At 68.8% G+C, this 20,637-nt stretch carries 21 protein-coding genes; 15 read left to right on the forward strand and 6 right to left on the reverse strand.

Going from position 1 to position 20,637, the window contains the following annotated elements:
• Nucleotides 1-6: 6 nt before the first annotated feature.
• Nucleotides 7-1,035, reverse strand: a complete 1,029-nt coding sequence (locus AC5592_RS28930; RefSeq protein WP_036506225.1) for a beta-ketoacyl-ACP synthase III — start codon at nucleotides 1,033-1,035, stop codon at nucleotides 7-9.
• Nucleotides 1,036-1,323: 288 nt separating this feature from the next.
• Between AC5592_RS28930 and AC5592_RS28935 the strand changes: the two genes are divergently transcribed.
• From AC5592_RS28935 to mnhG, 11 genes are all read left to right on the forward strand, one after another.
• A complete protein-coding gene (locus AC5592_RS28935) occupies nucleotides 1,324-1,596 on the forward strand; it encodes a GlsB/YeaQ/YmgE family stress response membrane protein (RefSeq protein ID WP_063066080.1) in 273 nt (90 codons plus the stop codon).
• Nucleotides 1,597-1,720: 124 nt separating this feature from the next.
• Nucleotides 1,721-2,440 (forward strand): phosphatidylserine decarboxylase, encoded by a 720-nt coding sequence (locus tag AC5592_RS28940; RefSeq protein ID WP_063066048.1) that lies wholly within the window; start codon nucleotides 1,721-1,723, stop codon nucleotides 2,438-2,440.
• Nucleotides 2,437-3,345: a CDP-alcohol phosphatidyltransferase family protein gene (locus tag AC5592_RS28945; RefSeq protein WP_051025225.1), complete on the forward strand. Its 909-nt coding sequence runs from the start codon at nucleotides 2,437-2,439 to the stop codon at nucleotides 3,343-3,345. The genes AC5592_RS28940 and AC5592_RS28945 overlap by 4 nt, the downstream gene beginning before the upstream one ends.
• Before the next feature lie 81 nt (nucleotides 3,346-3,426).
• Entirely contained in the window at nucleotides 3,427-5,634 is a 2,208-nt protein-coding gene (locus AC5592_RS28950) for an AAA family ATPase (RefSeq protein ID WP_232329597.1), read from the forward strand.
• An 85-nt stretch (nucleotides 5,635-5,719) separates the two neighbouring features.
• Nucleotides 5,720-7,030 (forward strand): hypothetical protein, encoded by a 1,311-nt coding sequence (locus AC5592_RS28955; protein WP_063066050.1) that lies wholly within the window; start codon nucleotides 5,720-5,722, stop codon nucleotides 7,028-7,030.
• Between the two features lie 119 nt (nucleotides 7,031-7,149).
• Nucleotides 7,150-9,990, forward strand: coding sequence for a Na+/H+ antiporter subunit A (locus AC5592_RS28960; RefSeq protein WP_063066051.1), 2,841 nt, complete (start codon nucleotides 7,150-7,152; stop codon nucleotides 9,988-9,990).
• Entirely contained in the window at nucleotides 9,987-10,370 is a 384-nt protein-coding gene (locus AC5592_RS28965) for a Na(+)/H(+) antiporter subunit C (protein WP_036506385.1), read from the forward strand. The genes AC5592_RS28960 and AC5592_RS28965 overlap by 4 nt, the downstream gene beginning before the upstream one ends.
• Nucleotides 10,367-11,983, forward strand: a complete 1,617-nt coding sequence (locus AC5592_RS28970; protein ID WP_036506291.1) for a Na+/H+ antiporter subunit D — start codon at nucleotides 10,367-10,369, stop codon at nucleotides 11,981-11,983. The genes AC5592_RS28965 and AC5592_RS28970 overlap by 4 nt, the downstream gene beginning before the upstream one ends.
• Nucleotides 11,980-12,495 (forward strand): Na+/H+ antiporter subunit E, encoded by a 516-nt coding sequence (locus tag AC5592_RS28975; RefSeq protein ID WP_063066052.1) that lies wholly within the window; start codon nucleotides 11,980-11,982, stop codon nucleotides 12,493-12,495. Before AC5592_RS28970 ends, AC5592_RS28975 begins: the two co-directional genes overlap by 4 nt.
• A gap of 70 nt (nucleotides 12,496-12,565) precedes the next feature.
• Nucleotides 12,566-12,826 carry a monovalent cation/H+ antiporter complex subunit F gene (locus AC5592_RS28980; protein ID WP_036506297.1) on the forward strand — a complete coding sequence of 87 codons (261 nt, stop codon included), beginning with the start codon at nucleotides 12,566-12,568 and terminating at the stop codon, nucleotides 12,824-12,826.
• Nucleotides 12,823-13,179: a monovalent cation/H(+) antiporter subunit G gene (mnhG, locus tag AC5592_RS28985; RefSeq protein WP_083871318.1), complete on the forward strand. Its 357-nt coding sequence runs from the start codon at nucleotides 12,823-12,825 to the stop codon at nucleotides 13,177-13,179. Before AC5592_RS28980 ends, mnhG begins: the two co-directional genes overlap by 4 nt.
• Before the next feature lie 18 nt (nucleotides 13,180-13,197).
• Here the strand turns inward: mnhG and AC5592_RS28990 are convergent, their stop codons facing one another.
• Complete coding sequence (locus AC5592_RS28990; RefSeq protein WP_063066081.1) at nucleotides 13,198-14,472, reverse strand: phosphatase PAP2 family protein; 1,275 nt, start codon at nucleotides 14,470-14,472, stop codon at nucleotides 13,198-13,200.
• Between the two features lie 89 nt (nucleotides 14,473-14,561).
• Between AC5592_RS28990 and AC5592_RS28995 the strand changes: the two genes are divergently transcribed.
• Nucleotides 14,562-14,999: a hypothetical protein gene (locus AC5592_RS28995; RefSeq protein ID WP_232329598.1), complete on the forward strand. Its 438-nt coding sequence runs from the start codon at nucleotides 14,562-14,564 to the stop codon at nucleotides 14,997-14,999.
• A 137-nt stretch (nucleotides 15,000-15,136) separates the two neighbouring features.
• A complete protein-coding gene (locus AC5592_RS29000; RefSeq protein WP_063066054.1) occupies nucleotides 15,137-15,913 on the forward strand; it encodes an alpha/beta fold hydrolase in 777 nt (258 codons plus the stop codon).
• 55 nt (nucleotides 15,914-15,968) lie between these two features.
• Here the strand turns inward: AC5592_RS29000 and AC5592_RS29005 are convergent, their stop codons facing one another.
• The 4 genes from AC5592_RS29005 to napA all read right to left on the reverse strand — a co-directional run bounded on the left by AC5592_RS29005 (nucleotide 15,969) and on the right by napA (nucleotide 18,935).
• Nucleotides 15,969-17,114, reverse strand: a complete 1,146-nt coding sequence (locus AC5592_RS29005) for a glutamate--cysteine ligase (protein ID WP_036506306.1) — start codon at nucleotides 17,112-17,114, stop codon at nucleotides 15,969-15,971.
• A gap of 13 nt (nucleotides 17,115-17,127) precedes the next feature.
• Entirely contained in the window at nucleotides 17,128-17,817 is a 690-nt protein-coding gene (gene sodC / locus AC5592_RS29010) for a superoxide dismutase[Cu-Zn] (protein WP_036506308.1), read from the reverse strand.
• Between the two features lie 116 nt (nucleotides 17,818-17,933).
• The gene (locus tag AC5592_RS29015) at nucleotides 17,934-18,503 is read right to left on the reverse strand and encodes a LytR C-terminal domain-containing protein (protein ID WP_036506311.1); all 570 of its coding nucleotides are present in this window, start codon (nucleotides 18,501-18,503) and stop codon (nucleotides 17,934-17,936) included.
• A gap of 54 nt (nucleotides 18,504-18,557) precedes the next feature.
• Nucleotides 18,558-18,935 (reverse strand): nucleoid-associated protein NapA, encoded by a 378-nt coding sequence (gene napA, locus AC5592_RS29020; RefSeq protein ID WP_036506314.1) that lies wholly within the window; start codon nucleotides 18,933-18,935, stop codon nucleotides 18,558-18,560.
• A 126-nt stretch (nucleotides 18,936-19,061) separates the two neighbouring features.
• On the opposite strand from napA, the gene AC5592_RS29025 reads away from it, so the two are divergent.
• Nucleotides 19,062-19,652: a peptide deformylase gene (locus tag AC5592_RS29025; RefSeq protein WP_036506316.1), complete on the forward strand. Its 591-nt coding sequence runs from the start codon at nucleotides 19,062-19,064 to the stop codon at nucleotides 19,650-19,652.
• Complete coding sequence (locus AC5592_RS29030; RefSeq protein WP_063066055.1) at nucleotides 19,642-20,631, forward strand: N-acetylglutamate synthase, CG3035 family; 990 nt, start codon at nucleotides 19,642-19,644, stop codon at nucleotides 20,629-20,631. The genes AC5592_RS29025 and AC5592_RS29030 overlap by 11 nt, the downstream gene beginning before the upstream one ends.
• Nucleotides 20,632-20,637: the final 6 nt, after the last annotated feature.

The following is a 20,637-nucleotide window of genomic DNA, read 5'->3' on the forward strand; positions in this document are numbered from 1 at the left end:
GGACGCCTACTGCCAGTTGGGCAGTTTCGCCACCTGCGCGGCGTAGGACAGGCCCGCGCCGAAGGCGACCAGCAGCGCCGCCGCACCGGGTTTGCTCTCACCCGAACGCAGCATCGCCTCCATGGCCAGCGGAACCGAGGCGGCCGAGGTGTTGCCGGTCTCCTCGATGTCGTTGGCCAGTGCGCAATTGGCCGACAGCTTCAGCTCACGCGCCATGATCTCGATGATGCGGCCGTTGGCCTGGTGCGGAACCATCGCGTCGATATCGCCGGGGGTCAGGCCCGCGCGCTCGATCGCGTCCAGGCAGACCTTCTTCAGCGAATGGGCGGCCCAGCGGAAGACCGCGGTGCCCTCCATCGCCAGATACGGGCGGACGGCGTCGGTGCCCTTCTCGTCGATCTCCCGGAAGAACTCCATCCAGTCCTTGTCCTGGCGGATGGCGTGATGCTGCTCGCCGTCGGAACCCCAGACGGTCGGGCCGATGCCGGGTTCGTCGGACGGGCCGACGATCACCGCGCCCGCGCCGTCGGCGAACAGGAAGGCGGTGCCGCGGTCGGCCGGGTTGAACGTGTCCGTGAGCCGTTCGACGCCGATCACCAGCACATGGCCCGCGGTGCCGCCCTTGACCAGATCCGATGCCAGGCCCAGCGCATGACAGAAGCCCGCGCACCCGGCGGAGATGTCGAATGCGGCCGGATTGTTCATCCCGAGCTCGGTGGCGATCTGCGGAGCGGCCGCCGGAGTGAGCAGCAGCCAGGTCGAGGTCGCGACGATGACGCAGTCGACCTGCTCGGCGGTGATTCCCGCGGCCGCGATGGCATCGCGCGCGGCGGCGGCGCTCATGGCGATGATGGTTTCGGATTCGGAGGCGAACCGCCGGGTCCGGATGCCCGAGCGGGTGCGAATCCATTCGTCGCTGGACTCGATCGGTCCGGCGACTTCGTCGTTGGTCACGACCCGGGCGGGGCGGTACACACCGAGCCCGAGCATCGCCGTGTGCTCCACCCCGGTGACTTGGGCGAGTCGAGCAGCCATCGCGCATCTCCTATGTACCTGCCGGCGGGCCGGAGAACCGGAAGACGGTTCCGGTCCGGGCGCCACCCGCGTATCGAACATTCCTTCATCGGGCCCCGGGGCCGACGCGCTCGTGGTTCGTGAACCGACGCGTAGACATGAGGCCCCCTCATATTAGTAGGAATGCTAATCCCCAGGGTGGGTATTGTCACAATCGATTCGTGTAGAACCGGCTCGCAGACTGGTTCCGATACCGAACCGTGGCGAGGCGGAGACAGCAATTTCCGACGAGTTTCCCTGGAGGACATGATGCTCGGTCTCGGAATCATCGGCTGGATCATCATCGGCGGCCTGGCGGGCTGGATCGCCAGCAAGATCATGGGCACCGACGCCCAGCAGGGCATCCTGCTCAATATCGTCGTGGGCGTCGTCGGCGGCCTGATCGGTGGCTTCATCCTGCGACTGTTCGGCGTCGACGTACACAGCGGCGGATTTTTCTTCAGCTTCCTCACCTGCCTGGGCGGAGCGGTGATCCTGCTGTGGCTGGTGCGGCTGGCCACGGGACGCAAAGCCGCCCGCTGACGGCACGGGCGGCGAGTGCACCCGCTCGGGACCACGCCACGGTGATGCGGTGTCCCGTAAGGTGTGAGCGCGGTCGGCGGATGCTCTGCGGACCGAATGTCATCCGCGCACGAAAGAGGAGTCCGTGGCCCGCCGCCCCACCCCGCCCGGTACGCCCGAACGTACCGGGCTCGGTCATGTCGCCGACCTGGTCAAAGCAGCGATTCCGCCGCTGCATCCCGCCGGCCTGCCCTTCGTGGCCGCGCCGCTGGCGGTGGCGGTCCTCGGCGGGCGGCGCCGGCGCTGGCTGCGCCGCACCGGACTCACCGCGGCCGCGGCGTCGGCGGCCTTCTTCCGGCATCCGCACCGGGTGCCGCCGAATCGGGCGAATATCGTCGTCGCCCCGGCCGACGGTGAGATCGCGCTCGTCGACACCGCGGTGCCGCCGGCCGAACTGAATCTCGGCGACACCCCGCTGCCCCGGGTGAGCATCTTCCTGTCGGTGCTCGACGTGCACGTGCAGCGCACCCCGGTCTCGGGCACCGTGCGCACCATCGCCTACCAGCGCGGCCAGTTCCGCTCGGCGGATCTGCCGGCGGCCAGTTCGGTGAACGAGCGCAACAGCATGGTGCTCGAGACCGCCTCCGGTCAGCTGGTGACGGTCGTGCAGATCGCCGGACTGCTGGCCCGCCGCATCGTCTGCGACGCCAAGGCCGGCGACGCGCTGAGCATCGGCGAAACCTACGGTCTGATCCGGTTCGGCTCGCGGGTCGACACCTACTTCCCGGTCGGCACCCGGCTGCTGGTCGAGCCCGGGCAGCGCACGATCGGCGCGGAAACGGTGCTGGCCGAACTGCTGCCATGATCGAGAACACCGTGACCGAACCGGGTCGCCGCCGCCGCACGATCCGCCTGCTGCCGAGCATCGTGACGATCCTGGCGCTGTGTGCCGGACTGTCGGCGGTGAAATTCGCACTCGACGGCTCGCTCGACATCGCCCTGGCGATGATCGGCGCGGCCGCCGTCCTCGACACCCTCGACGGCCGGCTGGCCCGGATGCTGTCGGCGACCACCAAGATCGGCGCCGAACTGGATTCGCTGGCCGATGCCATCTCCTTCGGCGTCGCCCCGGCCCTGGTGCTGTATGTGACCTTCCTGCGCCAGGACAGCGCGGGCTGGATCATCGCGCTGATCTACACGGTGAGCCTCGTGCTGCGCCTGGCCCGGTTCAACACGATCATGGACGACGACACCCGGCCCGACTGGGAGCGCGAATACTTCACCGGCGTCCCCGCGCCGGCGGCGGCGTTGATCGCGCTGCTGCCGATCGCGCTGCACAGCCAGTTCGGCGAGGGATGGTGGAACAACTTCCCGGTGGTGGCGGCGTGGACCGTCTTCGCGGCCCTGCTCGCCGTCAGCACGATCCCGACGCTGGCGATGAAGTCGGTGTCGGTGGCGCCGCAGGCGGCGGCACTGCTGCTGGTGCTGGTCGCGCTGGCCGGGGCCGCGCTGATCACCTATCCGCTGATCCTGCTGATGGTGCTGGTCGGGCTGTACCTCGTGCACATTCCGTTCGCGTGGCGCTCGCAGCGCTGGGTGGCGGCCCGGCCGGAGACCTGGCATCACAAGCCGGCCGAACGCCGCGCGCAACGGCGTGCGGCCCGGCGGATTCCGCCGATCGGCGAGGGCGCCCGGTTGCGGCTGCGGCGGCCGCCTGGCATTCGCGAATCGTCGGCGCGGTTGCGGCTGCGCCGGCCGGGCGGACGCTGACCCGGCGAGCTCCATCCCTGCGGCCGCTGCCGGGACCGCGGGCACAGACGACTGCCGCCCGCCGCGGGCAGAATGGCAGGCGTGCCTGAATTGTCGCTGACCGCCCGACTCAACCGCTCGGCCGCCGATGCCCGCCGGGGCGTGGTCCGCTTGCATTCCGAAGCGCTCGCGGCGCTCGGATTGCGGGAGTGGGACGGGATCAGCGTGATCGGTTCCCGGCGCACGGCCGCGGTGGTCGGCCGGGCGCCCGACGAGACACCCGCCGGAGTCGCCCTGCTCGACGATGTGACGCTGTCCAATGCCGGGGTGCGCGAGGACAGCGCGGTCGTCGTGGCCCCCGTGACGGTGTACGGGGCCCGGCACATCTCGGTGACCGGCTCGGCCGCGGCGATGGGCGCGATCGCGGAATCCACGCTGCGGCAGGCGCTGCTCGGCAAGGTCGTCACCGTGGGTGACGCGGTCTCGCTGCTGCCCCGGGACCTAGGCCCGGGAACCAGTTCCGCCGCTGCGACACAAGCGCTTTCGCGCACCTTCGCGATCGCGTGGACCTCCGAACTGCTGACCGTGACCACCACCGATCCCACCGGCGGGCCGGTCAGTGTGCAGCCCAACAGTGCGGTGGTGTGGGGCGCGGCGGCGCCGGCGGCGGATGCCTCGCACGATCCCCGGGGCGCGCTGGCGCCGAATCGTCCCGGCAGCCGGATGCTGGTGCGGGAGCGTCCGTCGGCCGTTCCCGTCGCGGATCTGGCGGGGGTGCGCGCGCCGGCGGCGAAACTGTCGGAATGGCTGAGCCTGGCGCTCGACGAACCGGAACTCCTGCGGACCCTCGGGGCCCCGCCGCATCTGGGCGTGCTCATCACCGGGCCCGCGGGCGCCGGTAAGGCGACTCTGGCACGGGCGGTGTCGACACCGCGGCGCATCGTGGAACTGGACGGCCCTACGGTCGGCGCGTCCGAGAGTGGCACCCGGTTGCGCGAGGTCGGCCTCGCGGTTTCGGAAATATGTTCCGGCGCAGGCGGAGTCCTGCTGATCACCGATATCGACGCACTGCTTCCGGAGCAGCCGGAGCCGGTGGCGACGCTCATTCTCGATCAGCTGCGTGCCGCGGTGGCCACCGCCGGCGTGGCCTTCCTGGCCACCACCTCCCGGCCCGCGGCGGTCGACAGCCGGCTGCGCGCACCGGATCTCTGCGACCGTGAGGTGGCGCTGACACTGCCGACCGCGGCGGTCCGGGCGGAACTGCTCCAGCAACTGCTGCGCAAGGTACCCACCGAAGATCTCGATCTCGACGTGATCGCTTCTCGCACACCGGGTTTCGTCGTATCCGACCTCGCGGCGCTGTGCCGGGAGGCGGCATTGCGGGCGGCCTCACGGGCCAGCCACGATCACACCGACCCCGTGCTGACCCAGGCGGATCTGGTCGGCGCGCTGGAGGTGATCCGGCCGCTCTCACGGTCGGGTACGGAAGAACTCGCGATCGGCAGCCTGAGCCTCGACGACGTCGGCGACATGACCGAAACCAAACAGGCGCTCACCGAGGCGGTGTTGTGGCCGCTGCGGCATCCGGATTCGTTCGCGCGCCTGGGCATCGACCCGCCGCGCGGAGTGCTGCTGTACGGACCGCCCGGCTGCGGTAAGACCTTCCTGGTGCGCGCGCTGGCCGGAAGTGGGCAGCTCAGCGTGCATGCGGTGAAGGGCGCCGAATTGATGGACAAATGGGTCGGTTCCTCCGAACGCGCGGTGCGCGAACTGTTCCAGCGGGCCCGCGACTCCGCCCCTTCGCTGATCTTCCTCGACGAGATCGACGCCCTCGCCCCGCGGCGCGGGCAGAGCACCGACTCCGGCGTCGGTGACCGCGTGGTCGCGGCCCTGCTCACCGAGCTGGACGGCGTGGAGCCGCTGCGCGATGTGGTGGTCGTCGGGGCAACCAACCGACCCGAGCTGATCGATCCCGCGCTGCTGCGTCCGGGGCGGCTGGAGCGGTTGGTCTTCGTCCCGCCGCCGGACGCCGCCGCGCGCACCGACATCCTGCGCACCGCGAGTCGTTCGGTGCCGCTGGGTGAGGACGTTGATCTCGCCGCATTGGCCGCCGACCTGGACGGCTATTCCGCGGCCGATTGCGCGGCACTGCTGCGCGAGGCCGCGATGGCCGCGATGCGCCGCGATGTGGATGCCGCCGCCATCGGCGCGGAGGATCTGGCGACGGCCCGCGGCAGTGTGCGGCCCTCACTCGACGCCGATCAGGTCGAATCACTGCGGCAGTACGCCGGCAAGCGCGCGACCACCTGATCCGTCGCGCGCCGGCCTGCCCACCGGCGCGCCCGATCCGGCAGGTCTGCCCCGGTTCGACCCGGTTCGCAGGTATTTTCGGCTGGTGCGCACGCACCACGCGGTTCTGGAGATGATCACGGCGGCCCTGGCCACCCTGGTCGCCGGGCTGTCGTTGATGCTCCCCAACGGCTTTCGCTGGACCTCGCAGACCTCGGTGCTGCAACTGGATATGCTCGCCGCCAGCCAGCCGCGGGCGATCGCCGTCGGCGCCATCGTGGCGCTGATCGTCGCGGTTTTCGCCACCACCGTCAACCACGCCCTGGTCGCCTGGGGTACGGCGCTGTGCGGCGTGGTGACCATGTTCCTCGCCCACCTGCTGGCCGAAACCGGCGATCAGAGCATCGCGCCGGCCACATTGAATTATCTGGAAGCGCTCGCGGGCGGAATTCTGCTCGGCGGTATCGCGGTGGCGGTGCTGCGCGGCTGGTTCCAGGTGTTCGGCTGGACCCTGGGCGCGCTCGCCGCGGTGGTCTTCGGCCAGCTCGGCTCGACCTCGACGGGCACCGTGCGGGACGGGGTGGTGAGCGCGCCGGGCTGGTCGACGACGACGCTGCCGCCGCTGTGGCTGATCGTGGTCACACTCGTGCTCGTGATCGTCGGCATGGTCGTCAATCGCAAGCAGGACACGGTGGAACGCCGCTCGGTCGAATTACCCATGGCGCCGATCATCGCGGGACTGATCTTCGTGATCGGCCGGGTGTTCAGTGCGGAATGGCTTTCCCGGCACGCCGACGGCACCGGAGGTGTCGCTTTCGCCGCGACCCTGACGGTCGCCGCGGCCGTGCTGGCGGCGGTGCTGCTGCCGCGACGCGACGGTGTTTTGATCTTGCTGGCAGTCGCATTGTCGGCGGTCGGTGGAGCGCTGATCCCGGGCCGGCTGCCGATATGGTCGGCGGCCCCTCTGGTGGTGTTGATCGCACTGGGACTGGTCGCGGGATTCCGGCGCCCGATGCCGATGCTCGCCATGTCGACGTTGGCGGCGATGGCGCTGTATTGCGCGCTGGTCTCCGGGCATCGGATCCACAGTGGCGTGCAGGCCGCGGTGCTGAGCGGGCTGCTGGCGGCGGTGGCCGGCTACAGCTTCGGCAGTGCCGCACCGCGATACAACCCGACCCGGGTGCTCGGGGTGGCGATCATCTTCGTACCGTCGGTGGTCACCGCCCTGCGCGATCACCTCGACCGGCCGCAATGCGTCTCCGATCCCGGCCAGTGGTACCTGTGCCCGGCTTCGGCGATGAGTTCGGCGGCGCCCTACTGGACCGCGCTGGGAATCACCGTCGTCTGCGCGGCAAGCCTGGCGGCGTTGCGCTCGTGGCGCAAACCGACCACCACGGAATCGGTAGCCGATATATAGCCATCGCCTCTGGAAGGTCGCGTTCCGGGCCGCGCCGGATCCGGCCGTGGCCACTGAAGTCCGGAGTCAGCAGTAGGATCGGGGCGCCACCACCCCGCCGCCGACCGACGGAGTGACGTTTGCTCGCCATCCTGCTAGCCCATGCTTCGGCCGCCCTGCTCGCACCGCTCGCTGTGCGCGTTTGGGGAAGGCGCGGGTTCTACCCGATCGCGCTGGCCCCGCTGGCCGGGCTGGTGTGGGTGATCGCGAACTGGAACAGCGAAGCCGAGGTCCGGATCGCCTGGGCCCCGGAGATCCACATGAATTGGGATCTGCGGCTGGACAGCCTCGCCTCCATCATGTCGGTACTGGTCCTCGGTGTGGGCGCGCTGGTACTGGCCTATTGCGCCGAATATTTCGACGACGACGACCGATCGCGCCTGGGTATCTTCGCCGGCTATCTGGTGGCCTTCGCCGGGGCCATGTTCGGGCTGGTCGTCAGCGACAACATGCTGGTGCTGTTCACCTTCTGGGAACTCACCACGGTGCTGTCGTTCCTGCTGGTGGGCCATCACGCCGAACAGAGCACCGGCCGCCGCGCGGCATTGCAGGCGCTGCTGGTCACGGCCGCGGGCGGGCTGGCGATGCTGGTCGGCCTGGTGCTGCTCGCACAGCGCTGTGACAGCTATCTGCTGTCCGATGTGGTGGCGCGGGCCGATCCGCACGACTGGTCGACCAACGTGGCGGTGGTGCTGATCCTGATCGGCGCGCTGAGCAAATCGGCGATCGTGCCGCTGCACTTCTGGCTGCCCGGCGCGATGATCGCGCCCACCCCGGTGAGCGCCTATCTGCACGCCGCCGCGATGGTGAAGGCCGGTATCTACCTGGTCGCGCGTCTCGCCCCGGGTCTGTCCGAGGCCCCGGTGTGGCATCCGATCGTGCTCACGCTCGGCATCCTGTCGATGCTGCTGGCCGGGCTCCGATCACTGCAGGTCTACGACCTGAAACTGGTGCTCGCGTTCGGCACGGTGAGCCAGCTCGGATTCCTGCTGGTACTGGTCGGCACCGGAACCCCGGAGGCGGCGCTGGCCGGTGCGGCGTTGCTGGTCGCGCATGCGCTGTTCAAGGGTTGTCTGTTCATGGTGGTCGGCATCATCGATCACAGCGCGGGCACCCGTGATCTGCGCCGGCTCTCCGGCGTCGGCCGGCGCGCGCCGGTTCTGTGCGCGGTCGCGACGGTCGCCGCGCTGAGTATGGCCGCGATTCCGCCGCTGTTCGGCTTCGTCGGCAAGGAAAGCGCCTTCGCCGCGGAACTGGACGCGGGCAATCTGAGCGCGCCGGTTCGGATCGCCGTCGCGATCGGCATCGTGCTCGGGTCGATGTTCACCGTCGGCTACAGCGCGCGCATGGTCTGGGGTGCGTTCGGTACGAAACGCGCCGTCGAGGGCGTGCCCGAGCCGGAGCGCTCCTGGCATCGCCCGAGTGCGCTGTTCGTCGCGCCGCCGGCCGTACTGGCCGCGGCCTCGCTGGCCGCCGGTCTCGCCTCGCCCTGGATGGACCGGCTGCTCTCGCCTTATGCCCGCACACTCGGACCGCTGGAGGCGCATCTGGCGCTGTGGCACGGCTGGGGCACCCCGCTCACCCTCACCCTGATCGCCATCGCCTGCGGTCTGGTGCTGTTCGAGATCCGCGACCGGATCGGCGAATCGGTGAATCCGCGCCTCGGCAATGCCGACCGGGTCTACGACGCCGTGCTGCGCGCGATGGATCAACTGTCCCTGCGCATGACCGGTGCCACCCAGCGTGGTTCGCTGCCGCTGAATCAGGGCCTGATCCTGACCACGGTCGTGGCGCTGCCGTTGGCCGTGTTGTTCATCGGCGCGCGTTCGCGCATCTCGGTGCGGGCGTGGGATTCGTCACTGCAGCTGGTGATCGCGTTGGTGATGGCGGCAATGGCTCTGGGCGCCACCGTGATGCGCAACCGGCTCGCCGGCGTGCTGCTCGTCGGTGTCACCGGCTACGGCTGCGGTGTGATCTTCGCCCTGCACGGCGCGCCGGACCTCGCCCTCACCCAATTCCTGGTCGAGACACTGACTTTGGTGATCTTCGTGCTGGTGCTGCGGAAGTTCTCCGCCGAGATCGAACCGAGCCGCACCGCCGCGTTCAAGGTGCGCCGCGCCATCCTGTCCGTCGCCGTCGGAGCCGCGGTGGTGACCGTGGCGGCGTTCGCCACCGCGGCCCGCAGCACCGAACCGATCTGGCATCGAATCCCTTCCGCGGCATACAGTTTCGGCGGCGGAAAGAACGCGGTGAACGTTCTGCTGGTCGACATCCGGGCGTGGGACACCCTCGGCGAGATCTCGGTACTGGTGGTCGCGGCCACCGGTGTCGCCTCGCTGATGTTCCGCAGCCGCCGGTTCGGCACCCTGCCGCGCGTCTCCGAGGCCCCCGGCTACATCCCCGATCCGGAGCGGTCCTACTGGTTGCGGGCCAGTCCGCTGGTCGCGCCGCGGGACCGGTCGATGGTGATGGCGATGACCACCCGGATGCTGTTCCCGACCATCATGGTGCTGTCGGCGTATTTCTTCTTCGCCGGGCACAACGCCCCGGGCGGCGGTTTCGCGGGCGGTCTCACCGCCGGATTGGCGCTGGTCCTGCGGTATCTGGCCGGCGGCCGCTACGAACTGGCCGAGGCGCTGCCGGTCGACGCCGGACATGTGCTGGGCGCCGGGCTGGTGCTGTCGGCCGGCACCGCGACCGGATCGCTGCTGCTGGGCGCGCCACCGCTGTCCTCGGCCATCATCGAGGTCACGCTGCCGGTACTCGGGCACATCAAATTCGTCACCGCGATGCTGTTCGACCTGGGCGTGTATCTGATCGTGGTGGGTCTGGTGCTGGATGTGCTGCGCAGTCTGGGCGCGCGCCTCGATATCGAATTCCTGGACGGCACGACGTCTTCGACGAAGGGAGGGATGCGATGAGCGCGAACATCACCATGCTGGCCCTGATCGGGATCATGGTCGCCTGCGGGGTGTATCTGGTGCTCGAACGCGCGGTGTCGAAGATGCTGCTGGGATTGATCCTGTTCGGCAATGCGGTGAACCTGCTGATCCTCACCATGAGCGGTGCGGACGGGCGGCCACCGATACTCGGCGAGTCGGATCGGCGACATCACGATCCGGCCGATCCGCTCGCACAGGCGATGATCCTCACTTCGATCGTCATCACCATGGGTTTGGCGGCATTCGTTCTCGCCCTGGCCTATCGGGCCTTCGCGCTGACCACCACGGAACAGGTCGAGGACGACCCCGAGGACGTGAAGGTCGCGGCGAAGCGCGAGGGCGAGGACCCCGAGCGATGAGCCCGTCTCCCGGTCTGCTCCCCGCGCTCTGCCCCCTCCCGGTGCTGATTCCGCTGCTCACCGCGGCCGCGACCCTGATCGTGGGCCGTAAAGCGCGCGTGCAGCAGGCGATTTCGGTGGCGGCGCTGACGTCGGTGGTCGCGATCTCCGGGGTGCTGCTGTACCTGGCCGACCGCGACGGCATGGGCGCGGTGCAGGTCGGCGGCTGGGAGACGCCGATCGGCATCACGCTGGTGGTCGACCGGCTGTCTGCGGGCATGCTGCTGGTGTCGTCGATCGTGCTGCTCGCGGTGTTGATCTTCGCGGTCGGGCAGGGTATCAGCGACGGCACCGAACGCCAGCCGACCTCGATCTTCCAGCCGACGTATCTGATTCTGAGCGCGGGCGTTTCGCTCGCCTTCCTGGCCGGTGACCTGTTCAATCTGTTCGTCGGATTCGAGGTGCTGCTGGCCGCCTCGTTCGTCCTGCTCACGCTGGGCGCGAGCGCCGACCGGGTCCGCGCCGGGGTGTCGTATGTGATGGTGTCGATGGTGTCGTCGCTGATCTTCCTCACCGGCATCGCGGTGGCGTACGCGGCGACGGGCACGCTGAATCTGGCCGATATGTCGGTGCGGATGGGCACGGTGCCACTGGGTGTGCGCGGCGCGATCTGCGCGGTGCTACTGGTGGCTTTCGGCATCAAGGCCGCGGTGTTCCCGCTGTCGAACTGGCTGCCTGATTCGTATCCGACCGCGCCCGCACCCGTGACGGCGGTCTTCGCGGGTCTGCTGACGAAAGTCGGTGTGTACGCGATCATCCGGGTGCATTCGCTGTTGCTGCCGGCCGGCACCTTCGACAATGTGCTGCTGGTGTGCGGCCTGCTCACCATGGTGATCGGCATCCTGGGCGCGATCGCGCAGAGCGATATCAAGCGTCTGCTGTCGTTCACCCTGGTGAGCCATATCGGCTATCTGATGTTCGGGGTGGGGCTGAATTCCGTCGGCGGCACCACCGGCACGGTGTTCTACGTGGTGCATCACATTCTGGTCCAGACCACGCTGTTCCTCGTGGTGGGCCTGATCGAGCGGCAGGCCGGATCGGCGTCGCTGAGCCGGTTGGGCGGTTTGCTGGCGGCGAGCCCGGCGCTGGCCCTGCTGTTCGGTATTCCGGCGCTGAATCTCGGTGGTATTCCGCCGTTTTCCGGATATATCGGCAAGGTGCGGCTGTTGCAGGCGGGAGCCGCCGACGGGAGCGTGCTGGCTTGGATGCTGATCGCCGGCGCGGTGACGACAAGTCTGCTCACGCTGTACGTCATGGCGCGGGTGTGGAGCAAGGCGTTCTGGCGGCCGCGCGTCCAGGCCCCGGAGGGTGAGCTGGCCGATGCCGCTCCCTCGGCGCTCATCGACGAATCCACCGATGTGCTGTTCGACGACCGCGTCGATCCCGGTCGCATGCCCCGGCTGATGGTGGCTCCGACGGCGGCGTTGATCGTGGTCGCGCTCGCGCTCACGGTGTTCGCCGGGCCGATCCTGGGCATCTGCCGGCGCGCGGCCGAGGATCTCAACGATCCGCACCGGTATCTGGGCACCGTGCTCGGCCCGCCGGAGACGTGGCAGTCGGGAGGAACCCGATGACGCGGGATCGACTGGTTCGCATCGGCGTGCTGATCTGGCTGGCCGTCGTCTACACCGCGCTGTGGGGTAATGCCAACGTCGCCAATCTGCTCGCCGGACTGGTGGTCGGCATTCTGATCATGGTGCTGCTGCCGCTGCCGCGGGTTCCGGTGAACGGCGGGCTGCGGGTGCTGCCGCTGCTCGAATTGATCATGCTCACCGCCTATTACGCGATCGAATCCAGTTTGCAGATCGCGTGGTTCGCGGTGCGCCCCGCCGGTGCGCCGGTTTCGGGCGTGCTGCGGGTGCGGCTCGCGATCGACTCGGATCTGGTGCTGGTGCTGTGCGCCGACGTGCTCAATCTGATCCCCGGCACGATGGTGCTCGAGCTGGACCGGGTGGCCGGGGTCGCGTGGGTGCACGTGCTCGATGTCGGCAGCGACGACGCGGTCGAGAAGTTCTACTACATCACCCGCCGATTGGAAGGCCTGCTGATCAGGGCCTTCGAAGGCAGACCACAGGAGGCAGCGTGAGCGACCATCGCGCAGCGGCTCGCGCTGCCGACCGGGTGCGGGTGTCCCGCAAATTACCGGAGGCAAATCCATGACCTTTGTCGCGATCGTGGCGGGCGTACTCCTGGCGACCGCCGCGGCTTTCACATCCTTCCGGGTGCTGGCCGGTCCCGGCACCCTGGACCGGGTCGTCGGCATCGATTCGCTGGTCGGCATCGCCGCGGCCGGATTGGCGGTGTGGGCCGCCTACAGCGACGACACCACGGTGGTGCCGGGCATCGTCGCGCTGTCGCTGGTCGGCTTCCTGGGATCGGCCGCGGTCACGCGGTTCCGGGTGCGGGACGACAAATGAGCGGCATGTTCCATACCGCGCTGATCTGGTTGTCGTACGGGACCATCCTGCTCGGGGCGTTCCTCGCCGCCACCGCGGCGATCGCCATCGTGCGCTTCCCCGACACCCTCTCGCGCATGCACGCCGCGACGAAACCTCAAGTCGTCGGCCTGGTTCTGATGCTGATCGGTTCGGCGATCCAGTTGCGCGGCCATCCCAACGTCTGGATGTTGGTTCTCGTCGGCCTGTTCACCCTCGTCACCGCACCGGCCATCGCCCACCTGGTCGGCCGGACGGCCTATCGGGAGCAACGTCATCGCGACGGGCTGCTGCTGATCAACGAGATGGGCGACGAGGACCTGCCCGACGACTGAATCCCCTACGCCGAATCCCTACGCCGCGACCGGTTCTGCCACATCCGCGGTCGTGCGCGCGAACCAGGTGCGGTAGAACGCCGCCACGAATCCGGCGAACAACCCGAGCGCGATGATCCCGGCGGGTAGCGGATATTCGGCCATCCACACCGCCAGATACCGGTAGGCGAGCAGCAACCCGATCAGCAGTGTGAATCCGGCGGCGACCAGCAGTGCGCGCGCCCGATCCCAGCCGCGCTCGGGTGCGCGCAACACCGATTCGACGGTCAGAGCCAGCACGGCCCCGGCCAGCAGGTCGGCGCCGTAGTGATAGCCGAAACCGAGGGTGGCCGACAGCGTCGCGAGCAACCAGAACGTGCCGGGCCAGCGCACCCAGCGGGGCGCCGGCGCACCGTCGTTGTCGCGGCGGGTGTGCAGGAAAACCGCGGTCGCCCAGGCGGTGTGCATCGAGGGCATGCAGTTGCGCGGCGTATACCGGTCGAACGGCATCGGCTTCGGATGGTAGTCGGTGGGGGGAACCAGATGTGGCCAGTAGTTGCCGACCTGCAGGCCGTGGCCGTCCGGTCCGAAGGCGAACATCGGCCCGACCACCGGGAAGATCAGGTAGATCACCGGGCCGACCAGTCCCAGCACCAGGAAGGTGCGCACCAGATAGTGCCGGGGCCAGGTCCCGGTGCGCACCACCTTGCGCAACTGCCAGACCGCCACCGCCATCGCGGCCACCGGCAATTCGATGTAGACCCAATGCAATACGCCGTAGACCCCCGGCCCCAGGGCGTCGATCACCCGGCCCATCACCCAGGCGGGTTCACCGAAGGCGTGATCGGCCAGCACCAGATAGCGGTCACGGACGTCCGGGCCGGCCACCACCGTGAAGTGCAGCCACACATCGCCGACCTTGGTGGCGATGATCAGCAGCGCTCCCAGCGCCGCCGCCCGCAGGGCGTTGCGTTTGCGGGTACCGTCCCAGCCGAGCCAGGCGATCAACGCCACCGCGGTGAGGGCGATGACCGCGCCGTTGCCGACGGTCAGCGAACCGCCGAGCAGCACGCGGATCGTCGCGCAGAAGGCATCGACGATCACCGCCGCGCCCACGGCGAGAAACCGCCACCGCCACGACAATCCGACCAGCGCCAGGGCCAGCCCCGCCCACGGTACGGAGACCGATTTGGGCGTCCCGGCGAAGTCCTCCCAGAGGCTGTGCAGCGGGCCCTCGAAGTTGTTGCGCACGGCCAGGATCTGCAACCCGATCAGCAGCGCCGGGACCGCGATGAGCAGCACCCGGACCCCGATGTGCGGCGACCACTTCCGGAACCGTCCACGGCGAGCGTCACCGAAGTCGGAACGCGGATCATCGAGCAGCACCCGATCATCGTAAACAGGTGATGAACGCCGCCCCTCGCACAGCGGAAACGTCGGCGACGGATGTGATCTGCGCCATTGTCGCGACGGGCGCTCGCCGCGACAACTTTTCCGTAAGCGATTACCAGGGCCGCGCTGCCACAGTTCGAGCCATGTTCACTTGGTATGTCGCTCTGCTCGCGATCAGCGGGATCGTCATGATCGCCATGGCGTCGGTGCAGCAGGGTCAGAGCAACGCGACACGATCCTTCAACGGCATCTTCGGCGGCATCTTCCTGGGCTACGCCTTCTACCTCGCCTTCCTCTTCGACGGCGGCTCGTACCTGATCTTCTTTCACGCATTCATCGTTCCGGTGACGATGGTGGTGAACTTCTTCCGCAACCGGACTCCCCGCCCGAAACTCACCGAAACCCAGAAGACCTGGCGCGAATTCCAACGCGCCGGCGAACACCGATAGTCAGCGCCGCCGGTCGCCCTCGTCGTACGGCGCCATGGCACGGCCGAAACCTGGTGTCGCCCCGGTGAACCCGCGAGCTGGGCCACATCTCGGCGGTCCGCGCGACGGATGCGACGCCTTCGGACCAGACTGCACGCATGGGTGAATACATCGACGCGCGCGGGTTGCGGACCTACTACGAGGTGCACGGGGACGGTGCGCCGGTGGTGTTGTTGCACGGCGGGCTGGGGACGGCCGAGTCGTGGGGACAGCAGGTGGGCGAGCTGGCCCGGCACTATCGGGTGTACGTCCCCGAGCGCCGCGGACACGGCAGGACCGCCGATGTGCCCGGCCCGATCACCTATGCGGCGATGGCCGAGGATACGGCCGCCTGGCTGGACGCCATGGCGCTGCGCGGCGCCCATCTGATCGGCTGGAGCGACGGGGGCGCGGTGGCGGCGCTGGTGGCCATCACGCGGCCGGAGCTGGTCGGCAAACTCGTTGTGATCGGCCAGTATCTGTCGCTGGACGGTGAGTGGGCGTCATCGCGGGCGGCACTGGACGGATTCGCCGAGGACGCCGGCACCCGTGCCATGTTCGAAGGGTTGCACGCGCCGCTGTCGCCGGACGGCCCGGACCACTTCCCGGTCGTGTACGACAAGATCATGCGCATGTGGCGCGAGGAGCCCGAGATTCCGCTCGACGACATCGCTCGCATCACCGCACCGACACTGTTCATGCAGGGTGACGGCGACTGGGTGCGGGTCGAGCACAGCGCGCTGCTCGCCCGTACCGTCACCGATGCGCAACTGGCCGTTGTTCCCGGGACCTCGCACGCGCTGCCCCTGGAAAAGCCCGAGCTCGTGAACCGGTTGCTGCTGGACTTCCTCGCCGACGAGCAGGTCGCCCGATTCCTACCTATCGGGCACGAGTAGCGGCGGCTCGAAACGATTCAGCGCCGCCCCGCTGAGTGGGCCACAGCCCGCCGACTCAGCTGTTCAGTTCCTTGACCAGCGCGTCCACCACTGCCACCAGATCGCCCTGCGCGGCCGCCGCCACTCGCCGCTGCCGTTGATACGACGCCCCGCGCTCGACGATATCGGGCACTCGCGCGAGTTCGTTCTCGCACTGCAGCAGCTTCGCGGTGGGCTGCAATCGGTCCAGCAGATCCATCAGATCGTCGGTGACCAGCCGCTCGTTGCTGTCGGAGTCGGTGATGATGATCGCGTCCAGCCCGTAACGCGCTGCGCGCCACTTGTTCTCCTGCACATGCCACGGCGGCAGGGTGGGCATGGTCTCGCCCGCCTCCACCCGGCGATCCAGATCCACGATCAGGCAGTGGATCAGCGCGACGAGTGCGGAAAGTTCGAAGCGACTGGGGATTCCGTCGCACACACGGACCTCGATGGTCCCCCACTTCGGCGCGGGGCGGATATCCCAGTGCATGCCGCCGAGCTGTTCGAACACACCGGTTTTCATCTGGTCGTGCACGAAGGACTCGAACTGCGACCAGTTCTCGAACTGGAACGGCAATCCGGCGGTCGGCAGCTGCTGGAACATCAGGGCGCGATTGCTCGCGTACCCGGTGTCGATGCCGGCCCACATCGGTGAGGACGCCGACAGCGCCAGCAGATGCGGATAGGAGAGCAGCAACGTGTTGAGAATCGGAAAGACCTTCTCCGGGTGCGAGACTCCCACGTGCACGTGCACGCCCCAGATCAGCATCTGACGCCCCCACCATTGGGTGCGGCTGATCAGTTCGTCGTAATGCTCGGAGCGGGTCAGCTGTTGCGTCGACCACTGGGCGAACGGATGGGTGCCCGCGCAGAACAGATCCACACCGACCCGGTCGGCGGCCGCGCGCACGGTGTCCATCGTGGTGTGCATCTCGTCGACCACCTCGCCGACGGTGTCGTGGACACCGCTGACGAGTTCGACCGTGTTCTTCAGCAGCTCCTTGGTGACGTGCGGCGGCCCGTTGGGCGCCCGCAGATCACCGACCTGGTCGAAGACCGCGGCGGCCGTGTTGGAGAGATTGCGCGTCTGTTTGTCGACGAGCGCGATCTCCCATTCGACGCCCAGCGTCGGGCGGGGCGAGCCGTTCCAGGGAACCGTTCGAGAGCCAGCCCCACCCATGACGAATCCGCTCTTACCCGATGACGCCGCAGGCGACCCGGCCGCCCGCGTCGCCGGTTGCCAGAGTTTCGGCGTCGGGCCCGGGCGCGCCACCGTTGGCCTGCAGGTAGCGGTTCGGGATGTTGCCGAAGTTGTCGGCGCCGGCGTGGATCATCAGCGCCTTGCCCTTGATCTGGTCCAGCGTCACGGAGTCGGTGGTGGTCACCAGCTTCGCGGTGCCGTCCTTGCCGACCTCGAGCGAGGTCAGATCGCCGCTGGCCGGGTGGGTGTTCGCCTCGCCCACCTGGAGATGACCACCGGCCGAGAGGAAGTTGCCCGGCGCGCCGCCGGACGGGGCGGTGGAGTTCGGCTCGCACTTGCCGTTCTGGTGGATGTGCAGGCCGTGGAAGCCCGGCTGCAGGCCGTGCGCGTCGACGGTGATCTGCAGTTTGTCGCCCGACTTGGCGATGGTGGCGGTGCCGACCTGCGCGCCCGAGGGATCCTTCAACTGCACCGACACCGAATCGCCGGAGGGCGGGTTCTGCTCGGCGCCGGTGCCGGAGTTCTCCGCCGGACCGGCGCTACCGGTCCACACCGCGGGGGTGGTCCCCTTGACGTCGCTCGACTCCTGGCTGTTGCTGCAGGCGACCAGGCCGAAAGCCGCGATCGCCAGCATCGGTGTCACAGTCCGCCAGGAGGGGCGACGGGTTGCGGAGGGGGCCATCGGAGAACTCCTTTACGAGTACCGAGTTTACGAGTAGTGCTGGTTGAACAGATTCCTTACCGGACAAGATGATGCCAGAGCCGTTGTGCACCGCACTGGTGGGGCTCGGTTGGGTCCTAGTTACCGGTGACGATGACGATGATGCCCGGCGGCGAGTCGGCGATTCCGGCGAAACGCGGCTCGGCCGATACGCCCAGCTCATTCGCGATCGCCTGGGCCGTCTCCCGTTCGTGCGGGGAATTTCCGTAGTAGACAGTTGTTTTCGCGATCACACCGCCGGGGTAGTTGCCGGTCTCGGTGACGTCGAAGCCCGCCGCGGTGAGCTGGCTCCCGGTCTTGGAGGCCAGGCCGGCGACGGTGCTGTTGTTCAGCACCCGGACCGGGACGGTCTTGTCCACACCGGCCGCGGTGCTGGTCGGCGCCGCGGTGGTCGTCGTGAGCGTGGTCGCCGGCGCCGCGGTGGTCGTGGCGGCCGTCGTCGAGGGCGTCGTGGCGGCGGCGCGGGTGGTGGTGACCGGGGCGGCCGTCGTCTCGGTATCCGACGAGGTCTCCGCGGCAGCGGAATCGGACGTCGAATTCGACAGCGACATCGCGCCGAGGCCCGCGAAGACGATGGCCAGCGCGATCAGCACCATCGCGAGTGCTCGCAGCGGCGGTCCACCGGTGGGCGGATTCGGGTTGCTCACGGTGTCGACCCTAGTCGCAGGGATGAGCGAGCGCGCGCATCGGACATCCGCCGGTCAGACCTGGAAGCCCAGCCGCCGCGCCGCCCGCGATTTCTGCCGGCTGGCCCGCAACCGGCGCAGCCGTTTCACCAGCATCGGATCGGCGGCCAGCGCCTCGGGCTTGTCGACGACGGCGTTGAGGACCTGGTAGTAGCGGGTGGCCGACATCGCGAACAGATCCCGGATGGCTTCTTCCTTGGCGCCCGCGTACTTCCACCACTTGCGCTCGAAATCGAGGATTTCCAGTTCGCGGCGGGTGAGACCGTCGACCACGCCACCCTCGGGGGCGGTCCCGGCCACCGCGCCGGAGGCGCCTTCGATCACTGCCGCGATCTCTTCGCTCGCGGAGCTGTCCTCGCTTGCGGATAGATTCCGGGCCGCTGCGCTGTCCATATCGCTCCCTCGCCGAATCAACAACGGACGACAGTCGTCGTCATTCAACCACGCGGCACACCCCTTCACCGAGGCGTCGTACGGCGTGTCGGGCCGCACACGCGGCGCCGCGTAAAGTGTGCCACCATGGCGATTCTCCCGATCCGCATCGTCGGCGATCCGGTTCTGCACAACCCAACCGCGCAGGTGTCGCAGTCGCCGGCCGAACTCGCCGGCCTGATCGCGGACATGTACGAAACCCTCGACGCCGCCAATGGAGTCGGGCTCGCCGCCAATCAGGTCGGTGAATCGCTGCGATTGTTCGTCTACGACTGCCCCGACGTGCAGCCCGACGGTTCGGTGCGGCGGCGGCGCGGCGCGGTGATCAATCCGGTGCTGGAAACCTCCGAGATCCCCGAGACCATGCCCGATCCCGACGACGACGAGGAGGGCTGCCTCTCCGTTCCGGGTGAGCAGTTCCCCACCGGCCGCGCGGACTGGGCGCGGGTCACCGGCACCGACGAACACGGCGAGCCGGTGACGATCGAGGGCGAGGGGTTCTTCGCCCGCATGCTCCAGCACGAGGTCGGCCACCTCGACGGGTTCCTCTATGTGGACGTGCTGATCGGGCGCAACGCCCGCGCCGCGAAGAAGGCGATCAAGCGCAACGGCTGGGGCACACCGGGTTTGAGCTGGGTACCGGGCGAGGTACCGGATCCGTTCGGGCATGACGACTGACCGTCCCGATATCCCGATCGGGCGCCGGGTGGTGGTGCGGTACCGCCTGCCCGAGGGTTATCCACAGCAGTTCACGGATGTGATCGGCGAGCTCGTGGCACCGGATCCGGTGCAGGTCCGCACCGCCGACGGCACCGTGGTGACCATCACCACCGATCGGGTGGTCGCGGTGAAAGCACTGGGCCCGCGGCCGATTCGGATCGGTGAGATCCGCGCGCTGGAAGCGGCGGCCATCGACGGCTGGCCCGGACTCGAACGGGCCTGGTTCGACGGCTGGCTGTGCAGCATCGGCAACGGCTACACCCATCGCGCGAATTCCGCTGTGCCGCTGGGCGAATCGGGCCGCAACGCCGCCCTCGACATGCGTACGCTGCACCGCATCGGCGAGTGGTACACCGAACACGGCCTGCCGCTGCAACTTCGGCTCCCCGATCGCCTGGCTCCGGTGCCGCCGGGCTGGCTCACCTGGGGCGAGACGATGGTGCTCGGCATCGATATCTCCACGTTCGTCCTGCCGCAGGGTCCGTCGATGGTCCGCATCGACGAGGGCCCGCATCCGGCGTGGCTGGAATTGCACCGGCACCGCGGCGAGGACACCGTCGACGTGGCCGCGCCGCTGCCGGACACCGGCGTGCTCACCGCGGTCCGCGACGGTGAACTCGGTTTCGCCGCGTTGGGCCTGCCGACCCCGCTGGCGATCGGCCGCGGCGCCCTCACCACCGCCCCCGACGGCCGCCGCTGGATCGGGCTGAGCTGCCTCGCGGTCGCCGCACCACACCGCCGGCACGGCCTGGGCACCCTCGTCTGCGCCGAACTGATCAACTGGGGCTACAAACGCGGCGCCACCCACGCCTACGTCCAGGTGGAGGCGGACAACGCCGCCGCCCTCGCGATGTACCGGGAGATGGGCTTCGTCGACCACCACAACTACCGCTACGCCGCCCCGGATCCCGACGCGGGCCGCCACCGGCGGGAGTGAATCGGG

Origin of the sequence: Nocardia violaceofusca NBRC 14427 (assembly GCF_963869435.1) — a bacterium.
Classification (GTDB): Bacteria; Actinomycetota; Actinomycetes; order Mycobacteriales; family Mycobacteriaceae; genus Nocardia; species Nocardia aobensis.